The following is a 12,496-nucleotide window of genomic DNA, read 5'->3' as shown; positions in this document are numbered from 1 at the left end:
TTTTCCTTGTTTTTCTCACGCCGTCGTTACAGGCACTACGGATGAGCTGGCGACAGCCAGGCGCTTCGAGCCGTGTTCAAAGGAATAGTCGAGGCGGCCCAGATTGATGCCCGACCAGCCCACTTGGTTAATCAGGGTTTGGTGACCACCAGCCCCCAGGATTACGTCCGGCTTCTCCAGGAAGGTGTGGGTGTGCCCGCCCAGAATCAGGTCGATGCCGGGCACTTGGGCAGCCAGCTTGTGGTCGTCGATTTTGGCGCTTTCGTACTTGTAGCCCAGGTGGGAAAGACAGATAACCATGTCGCACCGCTCGGGGCCGCGCAGCTGCGTGACCATGGACTGGCTAGTAGCCACCGGGTCTAGGTACTTGGTGCCCCCAATGTTGCGGTCCGAAATCAGGCCCTGCATTTCGATGCCGATGCCGAACACGCCAATGCGCAGGCCCGCCTTTTCAAACACTTTGTAGGGCTTGAACTGTCCGGCCAGAATGGTCTGGGAGAAGTCGTAATTGGCAATCAGGAAAGGAAAGCCCGCATTGGGCAGCTGCTTTTTCAAACCTTCCAGCCCGTTGTCGAAGTCGTGGTTGCCCAGGGTGCTGGCGTCGTAGGCCATCTGGGTCATGAGCTTATACTCTAGCTCCCCGCTGAAAAAGTTGAAGTAGGGCGTACCCTGCCAGATGTCGCCCGAGTCGAGCAGCAGCACGTTGGGCTCCTGCTTCCGGATTTGCTCAATCAGGCTGGCGCGCCGGGCCATGCCCCCCATACCGGCCCACTGCGCGCTATTGTCCGGAAACGGCTCGATGCGCGAGTGCATGTCGTTGGTGTGCAGAATAGTTAGGCGCACATTCTTCGTATCGCGGCCTACGGCGGGCAGGCTGAGGCCCATCAGGCCCAGGCCAGCCGCACCGAGGGATGTATGCTTGAGAAAATCGCGACGATTCATGGGATTACTGGGCTAATGATTACTGTGCTGATGTGATAATGTGGGGTGGATAATGCGTTGGGCTGCTGCTGCCGCCTCTCGGCGAGCTATTCCTGAGCACCCGGGCACATTCTCCCCTCCGCAAATCACATTACTTTCACCCGGCCTTCGACCTTGGCTTCCACGGGCTTGCCGGCTTTGGTCAGGCCGCGGATGTGGTCGACGATGGCGCTACGAAGCAATACGCCGGTGCTGCGAGGCTTGATGGACTTGAAGAACACCATCTGGTCGCCCCCACCGGCCAGGTAGTCGGAAATGGCGATGGTGTAGGTGCGGGCTGGGTCGAAGGGCTTGCCGCCGATCAGCACGTTGGTTGGCTTGTTGTCGGCTCCCACCGTGTAGGTCACATTCGACAGCGCCATTTTGATCCGGGCCGCGTAGTTGAGCATGTCCTGCATTACCGGGCCGGGCGTGTCGAGCACAACCAGCTCATTCTCGAAAGGCATGAGCTCGAAAGCGGAGCCCATGGTAATGGGGCCGGCGGGCAAACTGGCGCGCAAGCCCCCATTGGTCATGACTCCTACATCCACGGGCTGCTTGAGAACTGCGCTGGCCCGCTCCCGCTGCAAGTCGGCCACAAAGTTGGCCAGCGGCGACTCCCCGTTGTTTTTGGTAATGGCAACCGGCGCTACGCCCAGTACTTCGTTCATCTGCTGGGTGACGCGCTGCCGGTAGGGCTCAATGGTAGCGGCCGCCTTGGGGTCTTCAGGCTGGGTTTTGCTGACGGGCTGAGCCGTTACGGGCGCCAGTTGGGGCGTGGCCTGGTAGCCACCCCGCTGACAAGCTGAAACCAGAAAAGTAGCCGTCAGCAGGCTAAGGGCAGCAACACGGGAACGGAGAAATTGCATAGGAGTTGGAAAGGCAGGCCGCAAAGATACGCCTAGTACACAGTTTTCGCCCCGTACCGTTCCCGATTTGCGACGTTGACTATAGCGCGTATAAACTTACCAGCATTTGATATTCCTTGTCCGGCATCGGGCAGGCAAAACAGGTAGTGTCAGGGTTCTAAGTGTGGCACTACTAACCGACAACGAGCAGTGCCGCCCGGCTTGCGGGCAGCACTGCTCGTTGTCAAAAGGCTCGGCTGGTTATTTGCCGAAGCTATAGGTCAGCAGAAAGTTGAGGATATTTTCATTGGAAAGTTGGCCGGTATCTGAGGATTTATCAGTAGCCATATAGCGTACCTCTGGACGAATGGTCCCAAGGTGGCCGAGTGAGATTTGCGCCCCAGCACCGATTACTCCGTACACACTTAGCTGCTTCACGGCTAATTCATTCGTAACTTGAAACTTATCTCCATTATTTAGGTCTTCCCGGATGGTATAGCTAGCCTTCGGACTCAGCCGATAGGAAACCTGCGGACCAACTTGGAAGAAAGGAGTAATTGCTCTGTTAGGCGCGAATGTGTAGCGAAACATGGCTGGAACAGATATGGATGTCCAGTTCAAGTCAACAGTGACTTTAGCAGTTCCAAAGGTATTGGTGCCCCCACCCATCCGCTCGTAATAGCCAATGGTGTGATTTTTAAAATGTAGCACCTCCATGCTAATAGCAAACTTTTCATTGAAGCTACCCGGAGTATAGCTTAAGCCTATCCCAACAATAGGTCGCTGCTTTGACTTTATATCCACGCTCGTATTCTTGTATTCGGCAAAGAGATACGAACCCTGATTGAGGCCCCCAACAACGCTAAACCTAAGCTTGCTCTCCCGACGCGTTCGGATTGTGCCTGTGCTGGCACCGCCCTGGCAGCTGTAATAACTTTGGAACAGCCGAATAAGCGTAGATTCCTTTAACTCGGCCCGGGCAAGATCACCAGTAATAGTGTAGCAGCCTGTAAAAGAAGAAGCCAACACTTTACGGAAAGGATAGGCGCGGACTTTAACGCGCTTGGCAGCACCGTTTACCATAGCTTCCTGCACCGTATCACGCTGTAGCAATTCTGTGAGGGGGCGGGTTGCGCTCAACACATAATAGTGCTGCCGGTCGTTGGGGTCTGAATACCGGTAAAGCGAAACTGGTCCTTTAGCTAATACAGCCAGGAAAGCCTGGCCGCCATCTACTGACAAGGACTCATAATTTTGACCCGGCGTAAAGCCGGCGGCCCGCAACTGGGCCGGGGCATATTCGGTAACAGAGCCCTCGGCCGAAGCCTTGAAGCGAATCTGCCGGGCCAGGGTTACGGTACCGCGGTTGTCGATCAAGCCGCGGATGGTGTCGCCGGAGGTGGGCACGACATAGCCGGGTCGGAAGTCGTTTTGGGCAATAACGGACGAAACACTGGCAACCGTAGCCAGCAGGGTAAGGGGTAAGAATTTGAACATGCAACAAAGCAATAGGTAAAAGAATCAGCACACGATGGGCATCAGCCAACCTACAAAGCTACTTCCCTAATTCCCGAATTCAAGTCTTGCTGCGGGGTTCTACAGGCAATCCGGTATCTTTAAGCCGCGCCATGGCGCCGCAATCCACCCGTATTACCGTCTTCCGTTATGGCCGATACACCGCGCTCCACGCCTGTCTCATTTTCCGAATTTGATTCTATCAGCACTGCTGCCTGGCAGGAGCGCATCAGCCGTGACTTGAAGGGGGCCGACCCGGCCACGCTGGAATGGCATACCAATGAAGGCTTTACCGTGCAGCCCTTCTACCATCGGGAGGCCCTGGCCGACCTCACTCCGGCTGTTGTAACCACTGATGCGGCCCGGGCCTGGCTGAATATCCCGACCTATGCCGTTGGCGCTGCCGATAAAGGCCATAAGGCCATCGACCTGGCCGCCGACGCACTCAGCCGGGGCGCCGACGGCATCTATTTCGACTTGGTAGATGCCCCGGCTTTTGACGTGAATTACCTGCACGAGAAGCTTCCATTGGCCACTACCTACCTGGGCTTCTCCGTCCGCCTAGGGGCCTTGGCCTTCGTTGAGCGGCTGCTGGCTACCGGCACGGCTGGGCTGCGGGGCTTTCTGCGCTTCGACCCCGTAACCGACCACACCCCCGATCTGCCCCAGCAGTTGGCCAGCCTGCGCAAGATTATCAGCCTGACGCGCCACCTGCCCGAGTTTCGCGCGCTGACGCTTAACGGGGCCTTCTTTGCTAACCGTGGCGGGACCATCACCCAGCAGATTGGGTTTACCCTGGCCGCGGCAGCCACGTATCTGGAGCAGCTCCCCTCGGAAGACGTGTCGGTGGCGGAAGTAGCGGCTGCTTTCCAGGTACAGGTAGCCCTCAACCCCAACTACTTTTTTGAAATAGCCAAACTGCGGGCTTTGCGCCGCCTGTGGGCTACCCTGCTCCACACCTATGGGCTACCTCCCGAGGCCGCGGCAGCCCTGCGCTTGTTTGCCGTAACCTCGACCTGGTCACAAACGACGCTTGACCCGCACACCAACCTGTTGCGCGTCACGACCGAAACCATGGCCGCGGTGCTGGGCGGGGCCAATGCGGTTAGCGTAGCTCCTTTCGACCAGCTCTACCAGAGCCCGAATGAGTTTTCAAGCCGCCTAGCCCGCAACCTGCCCATTATTTTGCGCGAGGAGTCTGGGCTGAACCGCGTGGCCGACCCCGCCGCCGGTTCTTATTATCTGGAAACCATTACCGACCAGCTGGCCCGCGAGGCTTGGGCTACCTTTCAGCGGGTGGAAGCGGCCGGTGGCCTGCCCTCGGCTATTGGCATGGTACTGCAGGAACTGCACACCGTGGCCCAAAGCCAGTTTCAGCGCATTGCCGCCGGCGAGCAGGTTATTGTGGGCACCAACCGGTTTCAGAACCCTCAGGAGCACTTCGACTACAACCCCAAGCGCCTGTTGCGCAGCAAGGAGTTTGATTCGACGCGGGCCGCTTATCCGTCCGAAGTGCTGCGCCTGGCTACCGCCCTGCACTTTCAGCGCCGGGAGAAAAAGCGGCGGCGGGCAGCAGTAGTGCTACTGGGTACCCACACCAATCAACTGATTCTGGAGTCGTTTCTGCGGCTGCTGCCCACCCAGGAACGTCTAGCGCTGAAAGCCAGCCACCCGGAGGGTACGCTGTCGGTGCTATTTTCCACGCCCGAGGCGGCCACCCTGATGTATGCCACCCCCGACCAGTTTGGGCACTTCGCCCGGGTGGTGTGCCGCGTGCCCGTCGACGAGCCCGACTTTATTCCCCCTACCCTGCTCACCGCCGACCTGGCCACGATGCAGGAAGCCGTGTCGCTGTTCGGCTTTAAGGAATTTAACGTGGAAGGCTACAGTACCGAAGACGTACTGGCCCGCCTGCAGGGCCGGCGCTAGGTGATGCAGAATACAAAAGGGTCCGCTACTCGGTAGCGGACCCTTTTGTTATGCCTAAAACCCAGGCTATGAGTGGAGAAAACAGCCGGGTAGGTAAGGAATCCTGTGGGACTACCCGGCAACGCCCTCCTCATTGAGCGGCTATTCCACTGCCGATGCCGAAAAGAGTGATGGGTAGAGCAAGTCGGTAGGCACAGCCATTAGAAGCCGCAGTAAAGGCCTACTCAGCCCACCTTAGCGACCCAGCGTGTAGCCCACCAGTAGGGACACGCTTTTTACCCCCGAGCGTTCCGTGCCTTTGGCTGGGCCTGCCGTGGATGCCGCCCGTACGCCCAGCCATAAAGTATTACCGCCCGGCATCAGCGTTTCTACCCCGAACCCGGCCCCGCCGCCAAGAGTGAAGTAGTTATAGTCACCCAGCAGCTTCTCGTTGTAGGGCTTGCTGCCGGAGGTGGTTGAGGTAAAGGTCAGATAATCCTGCTTTACGCGGGTAATCATATTAATAGCCGGTCCCGCCTCGAAGTACGGCCGCAGGCGGTGCTGCCCGAGGCGGTAGCGCAGTATCGCTGCAAACGACGTGTAGTCAAATTCCAGCACCGCCTTTTTATTGTAAGACTGCTGGGGGAAAAAGTTACGCTCGGAAGTGAAGGTGCGCCCGGGTTCGTAGAGCGCTGTGACGCGCACCGTCAGAGGGGCGCCCTTAAAACCAGGCGTGAAGACGGCCTCCAAACCGCCCCGCAGGGCATTCTTGCCGCCGTACTGCTGATTGAAGTCTCCGGTGTTGCTGCCGTCGCCCAAGGTTAACTGGTCGAACACGCTTAAGCCGGCTACGACACCGAAGCTGAAGCTGCCGCGCTTGGCGGCCCGCTTGCCGACGGTTTGGGGGGCGGCGCACAAGTTGTAGCCGCGCACTGCTTTCTCCAGATCAGCCAGCCGGAATTCGACAGTAGCCGACCGCTTGGCCTGGGCCGGACAAGCCGCAAAGGCCCGGGCCAGCGTATCCTGGTACATCCGCTGCTTCGCCAGGAACTGCTGGGCCCTGCGCTGAATCATGGCCGTGCGCAGCTCCAGCTCCACCAGCTTGCCGGGACGGTAGCCCGCCAGAAAAAACCGCTCCGCGTTGCCACTCGGCAACACGTACAAAGTCAGCGCACCACGCGTGACAACTTCCAAGAATACGGGCTGGGCAGTAGGAGCAGGCGGCACTACGACTGCCTGACTTTCGTAGCTCTGGCCGGCCGTGGTGCCGTAGCCCCGCAGTTCGCCGGGGGTGTACTGCTTGGTCTGGCTTTGCCCGCTGGCTTCAAACTGGCAGAGCTGAGCATTGCTCTGGCCCCGGCCTATTACCACAATACCCCGCACGGTGTCGCCGGCCAGGGGCAAAATGTAGCCGGGCTGTCGCCCCACCTGGGCACAGGTTGGGGTAGCGGTCAGCATGGCAACGCCAATTAACGCCGATGATACCCACGAAAATAGAGAAAGTAAGTTTGTAGTCATTCAGTTATAGAATATTGAACAATTGAAATAATAATCAAATATAGAATAATTAGATCTACTTGCTACACCACTCAAAACTTTCTTTCGCGCTAAACCAAGTATCTTTCCTGCCTTAATTCGTTTTCGACCACCCGTCCTTTCGCTTGCCCGATGAAACCTGATTTTGCCCACATTCCCTACAATGCCGCTCCGCTCCCTGCTGCCGCGCCTGCCACGGAAGGCACTACCACGCCCGAGGGCATCACGGTGAAAAGTCACTACTCGGCCGAGGATGTGGCTGGGCTCGACCACCTGGGCTTCGGGGCGGGCACGGCGCCCTACCTGCGCGGCCCCTACGCCACGATGTACGTGCAGAACCCCTGGACCATCCGGCAGTACGCGGGCTTTAGCACGGCCGAGGAATCCAACGCCTTCTACCGCCGCAACCTGGCCGGAGGCCAGAAGGGCCTCTCCGTAGCCTTCGACCTGGCTACTCACCGGGGCTACGACTCCGACCACCCCCGCGTGGAAGGTGACGTGGGCAAGGCCGGCGTGGCCATCGACTCGGTGGAAGACATGAAGATTCTGTTCGACCAGATTCCGCTGGACCAGATGTCGGTGTCGATGACCATGAACGGGGCGGTGCTGCCGATTATGGCCTTTTACATCACGGCGGCCGAGGAGCAGGGCGTGAGCCCCGAGAAGCTGGCGGGCACCATTCAGAACGACATTCTGAAGGAGTTCATGGTGCGCAACACCTATATCTACCCGCCCGAGCCGAGCATGCGCATCATTGCCGACATCTTCGCTTACACGGCCAAGCACATGCCTAAGTTCAACTCCATCAGCATCTCGGGCTACCACATGCAGGAAGCCGGGGCCACGGCCGACATTGAGCTGGCCTACACCCTGGCCGACGGCCTGGAGTACGTGCGCGCCGGGCTGGCCGTGGGCATGGACGTCGACCAGTTTGCGCCCCGCCTCTCCTTCTTCTGGGCCATCGGCATGAACCACTTCATGGAAATTGCCAAGCTGCGGGCCGGCCGCCTGCTCTGGGCCAAGCTCATGAAGCAGTTCGACCCGAAGAACCCCAAAAGCCTGGCCCTGCGCACCCACTGCCAGACCTCGGGCTACTCGCTCACCGAGCAGGACCCCTTCAACAACGTGGCCCGCACCGCCATTGAGGCCCTGGCCGCGGCCCTGGGCGGCACCCAGAGTTTGCACACCAACGCCCTCGACGAGGCCATTGCCCTGCCCACCGACTTCTCGGCCCGCATTGCCCGCAACACCCAGCTCTACCTCCAGCACGAAACCGACATTACCCGCGTCGTGGACCCCTGGGGTGGCTCTTACTACGTCGAGAGCCTGACCCACGAGCTGGCCGACAAAGCCTGGGCCCTGATTCAGGAAGTGGAAAGCCTGGGCGGCATGGCCAAGGCCATTGAAACCGGCCTGCCCAAGATGCGCATCGAGGAAGCCTCGGCCCGCAAGCAGGCCCGCATCGACTCCGGCAAGGAAGTGGTGGTGGGCGTGAACAAGTACCGCCTCACCGACCGCCACCTCGAAGGCGAGCAGCAAATCGACGTGCTCGACATCGACAACGCCGCCGTACGCGAGTCCCAGATTGCCCGCCTCACCAAAATCAAGGCCGAGCGGGATAATGAGGCCGTGCAAGCCGCCTTGCAAGCCCTGACCGACGCCGCCCGCAGCGGGCAAGGCAACCTACTGGAACTGGCCGTCAACGCGGCCCGCCTGCGCGCTACGCTGGGCGAGATTTCCGATGCCCTCGAAGCCGTGTACGGCCGCCACCAGGCTACCATCCGGGCTATTTCGGGGGTGTACTCGGCCGAGATGAACTACGACGAGGAGTTTGCCAAGGCCCGGGCCGCCGCCGATGCCTTTGCCGCCGCTGAAGGCCGCCGCCCCCGCATGATGGTGGCCAAAATGGGCCAGGACGGCCACGACCGGGGCTCCAAGATCATTGCCACCTCCTTTGCCGACGTGGGCTTCGACGTGGATATCGCGCCCCTGTTCCAGACCCCCGCCGAAGTAGCCCGCCAAGCCACCGAAAACGACGTGCACGTAGTGGGCGTGAGCAGCCTCGCCGCCGGCCACAAAACCCTGATTCCCCAGCTGATTCAGGAGCTGCGCCAGCTCGGCCGCGAAGACATCCTCGTCATTGCCGGCGGCGTCATCCCCGCCCAGGACTACGACTTCCTTTACTCAGCCGGTGTGGTCGGCGTCTATGGCCCCGGGACGGTTATTGCCGTAGCGGCGCAGGAGATTCTGCGGAAGCTGGAGGAGTAGATAGCTCCCAAAGTTTACTTGTACAAAAAAGCCAAGCGTAACCGTTTGGCTTTTTTGTATCCTATTATGATGCCACCTCACACTTAATTAGCAATGAAGTTCAGCAACAGATTCCCCACCTCATTGCCGGTTACACTAATCACTATCGGCTTTTTAATCATCTCCTGCCAATCAGATAACAAAACCAATGACATTACTCATGCTTTGAGCCAGAAGATTGCTTTGAATAAATACGCCACCATTAATACACCTAAACATTGGCAAATCATACCGAGCACTTATGACACTATTATTTCTAACACTGACACTACCTATAATGTGCGGGCGGAAGGAGTTAACAACTGCATGCTGTTTTCCAGAACAAGCCGTCAAACATTCACCAACATCAATAGAACAGCAGCTTCCAGTATAGTTACCTTGGACACAAGAACCAGAAACACATTAAGGCTATTGTCTATAACTATTGACACCTTAAATAATTATATAGCCATGAGGTGCCTCGGTAGCGCCGATGGTAGTCAACGGCTATATTATATAGAAAACATATCCTTTGTTAAAAACCGAGTTGCTACCGACCTCACAATATACAGCCCCAACACGGCTCAATACAGAGATACCATCGGTAGCATGATGGCTACTCTTGCGAGCAACGATGAACTAGTAAGTTTGCATCAGTAAACAACAACCCCCGGTCATTCAGCAGTGCCGAATTACTGCAAAGTAAAGGTTGATAAATACAGCACAAAAGTATATGCAAAATATCCCGTTAGGCTTTCATTCGTCCAGAATAAAGAAGTGGCTTATCCTAATATTCCTATTACCTATGCTTACTTTAATAGCAGCCAAATATTTTCTACTCCAGGGACCTCTGAGTAGCATAGGCCTGGTTTGCCTGTTAGGTTTTGTGCTAATACTAGTGTTAGTGCTTACAATAAACGTCACGCTTACAGAGAAGGCTATAGTAATTCAAAAACTTTGGTCAACAAAGCATTATAGCTTTCAGCATTTTTCAAATTTTTCAAAGGCAGCTCCTTTCTATTCAACTATACACTTTCATAATGGAGACAGCTACAGCTTTATGAACGGCACTGATATAACGGACTACTTTTTTAAATCTCGAAATACAGAAACTGTTGAAGCTATATTAACCAGCAAACTGCTGGAATATTATGGCGCGCCTCCACAGCCGCTCGGCCAGGCCGAGTGACTCCTACGCCAGAACGACTCTGTTGCGAGCTTCCCACAATGCTAAGTTGCTATTCTTAGCACAGGTTAATTCGTAGCAGATCTTCTCGATGCGAAAGAAGTGGGTACGGCCGAGCGACTGCAAAGGGCATTTTCGTTTCTACCCCCGCCGCTTCTCAAGCCACTTGCTACCTTCCCAACTACCATCCCCACTGAAACCATGCATAGCGCACCCGAGCAAGAGGCCTACTTCGGGCTGGATATTGACTGGTTTGCCGTGGACATCCAAGGCCACCTGATCCATTTCGCGTCTGGCGGTGGCTTGGTTCCCGCAGCAGTGGGGCGGCTACCGGAGAAAACCATACTGAACATAGCCAACTACTTTACATCCCTGCCAGTCTTAACGCACCAAATCCAGGTGACGCCAGAAGCTGCTGCCACCGGCGGCGACCTGAGCAGCTTTACCCAGTACGTGCAGCGGGGCCTCTACTCCTTCGATAAGACAACTCTCAACCAGCTGCTGGACACTAATTATCATCTTGTAGGTGCTCCTATGCAAAGAATTACCTTGTCTACTTTACCTGCTGCCGTTGTTACACTTATAGCTCAAGTCACCCTACCCTTGCCAGTAGCGGAGGTGGCTATCCTTGATACCAGCATCATCCAATAACCACGAGAGAAGTCTCCGCCGCTTCTGCATCCACTCTTGCGGCTCTGAGGCCGATTCATACCAGCTAGGTAGCTGGATTGCGCATTCCTCGTCTGTCATCCTGAGCTTGCGAAGGACCTTCTCATGCTAGCACGATTATCGTTGATCCGACTCGTTCCAGCGTGAGAAGGTCCTTTATGCATTTAGGACGACCGAGAAAACAACATCAGCACGCGAGATTCCTCGCGGGACTCGGAATGACAGACTGGAACCAGGGTTACGCTACAGAGTCAGCCACTGGCCGTCGGCGGGCACGTGGACCCGGGCGGTGAGGCCCTGCTGGGACAGGTAGGCGCGGGTAGTGGCGCGGTCTTCGGCGCAGTGGTTCACGGCTTCCAGGTGCACGGCGTAGATGGTGGCTTGCGGGGCGTGTTGGGCCACCTGGGCTACATCGGCGGCCGTCATCACGATGGGGCCGCCTTGCAGGAACTGAGCTGCGCCGGCGTTTACCACGATGGTAGTGGGCTGGTAGAGGTCGAGGGCCTGACGCACTTCTTCGCACCAGATGGTGTCGCCGGCTACGTAAAGGCGCTGGCCTTCGGCTTCTACTACGAAGCCTGACACGATACCCATGCGCCGTCCGATTTCGCCCAGGCCGTGCTGCCCGCCGGTGCGGTAGAAGCGGATTCCTGCCCAGTCGAGCTGGCTGTCGATGGGCAGCACCTGAGTGAAGCCCTGGGCGCGCAGGGTTTCGGTATCGGCGGGCTGGCTCAGGATGGGCAAGTCTTTGGGAAGCTGCTGCTGGGCTACCGTGTCCCAGTGGTCGAGGTGGGTGTGGGTGAGCAGCACCGCGTCGAGGGAAGCCAGCAGGGCGGGCAGCTCGGCGGCCGCAAACGGCAGGTCGACCACCGGGTTACGCACCGGGTTGGCCGTTTGCGGTATCGGGTCGTACTGGAAGCGCGGGGCCAGCAGCGGGTCGACCAGCAGGGTTTTGCCCGCTACCTTCACGAGCAGCGTGGCATTGCGAATTAATTGAACTTGCATGGAGAATGGAGAAAGCGGGTTACGTTGTGGTCTGGGTGTACATGGAACCAAGTCGAACTGGTGCAGTTTCGGGCCTGACCCGAACCCGTCAAAAGTACCCCGACCCCGACCCTCGGCCCAAGAAGGTTACCGGCTGGTAACCTGTTCACCTTTTTGTTTCCCCTTCTGTTTCTCCCTATGCGCCATACCTACCACGACGTTGAATTCTGCGCCACCCGCGTGGCGCTGAGCCTGCTGGCGGGCAAGTGGAAGCCCATCATCTTCTTCCACCTGTTTTCCGGCCCGCGCCGCTTTTCCGAGCTGTGGCGCGACATTCCGCGGGTATCCAAGAAAGTGCTGCTCGAGCAGCTGCGGCAGCTGGAAGCGGCCGGGCTGGTGGAGCGCACCGTGCACAACGGTTTCCCGCCCGAAGTCACCTACCAGCTTTCGACCAAGGGTGCCGAGCTGGCGCCCATCCTGCGCCGCCTCGACCAGTGGGCCGTAACCCATATTGAAGGCGTGGTGCAGATTTCCTAAGCGCACTGCCTGCCCCAAGCAGAAACGCCAGCGAAACTTTCCCGCTACTTTTGCCGCCTCACCTCCT

The 12,496-nt window shown here is 57.7% G+C and carries 9 protein-coding genes; 4 read left to right on the top strand and 5 right to left on the bottom strand.

Going from position 1 to position 12,496, the window contains the following annotated elements:
- Window positions 1–15 precede the first annotated feature (15 nt).
- The 3 genes from E5K02_RS21540 to E5K02_RS21530 form a co-directional block, all read right to left on the bottom strand.
- Entirely contained in the window at window positions 16–942 is a 927-nt protein-coding gene (locus E5K02_RS21540) for a bifunctional metallophosphatase/5'-nucleotidase (protein WP_135397867.1), read from the bottom strand.
- Between the two features lie 125 nt (window positions 943–1,067).
- Window positions 1,068–1,829 carry a 5'-nucleotidase C-terminal domain-containing protein gene (locus E5K02_RS21535; RefSeq protein WP_240737390.1) on the bottom strand — a complete coding sequence of 254 codons (762 nt, stop codon included), beginning with the start codon at window positions 1,827–1,829 and terminating at the stop codon, window positions 1,068–1,070.
- A 240-nt stretch (window positions 1,830–2,069) separates the two neighbouring features.
- Window positions 2,070–3,305 carry a porin family protein gene (locus tag E5K02_RS21530; protein WP_135397865.1) on the bottom strand — a complete coding sequence of 412 codons (1,236 nt, stop codon included), beginning with the start codon at window positions 3,303–3,305 and terminating at the stop codon, window positions 2,070–2,072.
- Between the two features lie 168 nt (window positions 3,306–3,473).
- Between E5K02_RS21530 and E5K02_RS21525 the strand changes: the two genes are divergently transcribed.
- Window positions 3,474–5,252 (top strand): methylmalonyl-CoA mutase family protein, encoded by a 1,779-nt coding sequence (locus E5K02_RS21525; protein ID WP_135397864.1) that lies wholly within the window; start codon window positions 3,474–3,476, stop codon window positions 5,250–5,252.
- A gap of 234 nt (window positions 5,253–5,486) precedes the next feature.
- On the opposite strand, the gene E5K02_RS21520 is transcribed toward E5K02_RS21525, so the two are convergent.
- Window positions 5,487–6,689, bottom strand: a complete 1,203-nt coding sequence (locus E5K02_RS21520; RefSeq protein ID WP_135397862.1) for a PorT family protein — start codon at window positions 6,687–6,689, stop codon at window positions 5,487–5,489.
- A gap of 210 nt (window positions 6,690–6,899) precedes the next feature.
- On the opposite strand from E5K02_RS21520, the gene scpA reads away from it, so the two are divergent.
- Together scpA and E5K02_RS21510 are read left to right on the top strand one after the other, a co-directional pair.
- Window positions 6,900–9,035 carry a methylmalonyl-CoA mutase gene (gene scpA / locus E5K02_RS21515; protein ID WP_135397860.1) on the top strand — a complete coding sequence of 712 codons (2,136 nt, stop codon included), beginning with the start codon at window positions 6,900–6,902 and terminating at the stop codon, window positions 9,033–9,035.
- Window positions 9,036–10,440: 1,405 nt separating this feature from the next.
- Entirely contained in the window at window positions 10,441–10,890 is a 450-nt protein-coding gene (locus E5K02_RS21510; RefSeq protein WP_135397859.1) for a hypothetical protein, read from the top strand.
- A gap of 261 nt (window positions 10,891–11,151) precedes the next feature.
- On the opposite strand, the gene E5K02_RS21505 is transcribed toward E5K02_RS21510, so the two are convergent.
- A complete protein-coding gene (locus tag E5K02_RS21505; protein WP_135397857.1) occupies window positions 11,152–11,913 on the bottom strand; it encodes an MBL fold metallo-hydrolase in 762 nt (253 codons plus the stop codon).
- Window positions 11,914–12,090: 177 nt separating this feature from the next.
- On the opposite strand from E5K02_RS21505, the gene E5K02_RS21500 reads away from it, so the two are divergent.
- The gene (locus tag E5K02_RS21500) at window positions 12,091–12,429 is read left to right on the top strand and encodes a winged helix-turn-helix transcriptional regulator (RefSeq protein ID WP_135397855.1); all 339 of its coding nucleotides are present in this window, start codon (window positions 12,091–12,093) and stop codon (window positions 12,427–12,429) included.
- Window positions 12,430–12,496 lie beyond the last annotated feature (67 nt).

Source organism: Hymenobacter metallicola, from assembly GCF_004745645.1.
Classification (GTDB): domain Bacteria; phylum Bacteroidota; class Bacteroidia; order Cytophagales; family Hymenobacteraceae; genus Hymenobacter; species Hymenobacter metallicola.
This window is presented reverse-complemented; position numbering and strand designations above follow the sequence as displayed.

Coding starts and splice junctions, on each gene's coding strand:
- E5K02_RS21540 (WP_135397867.1), bottom strand. CDS start 942: ATGAATCGTCGCGATTTTCTCAAGCATACATCCCTCGGTGCGGCTGGC.
- E5K02_RS21500 (WP_135397855.1), top strand. CDS start 12,091: ATGCGCCATACCTACCACGACGTTGAATTCTGCGCCACCCGCGTGGCG.
- E5K02_RS21510 (WP_135397859.1), top strand. CDS start 10,441: ATGCATAGCGCACCCGAGCAAGAGGCCTACTTCGGGCTGGATATTGAC.
- E5K02_RS21535 (WP_240737390.1), bottom strand. CDS start 1,829: ATGCAATTTCTCCGTTCCCGTGTTGCTGCCCTTAGCCTGCTGACGGCT.
- E5K02_RS21525 (WP_135397864.1), top strand. CDS start 3,474: ATGGCCGATACACCGCGCTCCACGCCTGTCTCATTTTCCGAATTTGAT.
- E5K02_RS21530 (WP_135397865.1), bottom strand. CDS start 3,305: ATGTTCAAATTCTTACCCCTTACCCTGCTGGCTACGGTTGCCAGTGTT.
- scpA (WP_135397860.1), top strand. CDS start 6,900: ATGAAACCTGATTTTGCCCACATTCCCTACAATGCCGCTCCGCTCCCT.
- E5K02_RS21520 (WP_135397862.1), bottom strand. CDS start 6,689: ATGCTGACCGCTACCCCAACCTGTGCCCAGGTGGGGCGACAGCCCGGC.
- E5K02_RS21505 (WP_135397857.1), bottom strand. CDS start 11,913: ATGCAAGTTCAATTAATTCGCAATGCCACGCTGCTCGTGAAGGTAGCG.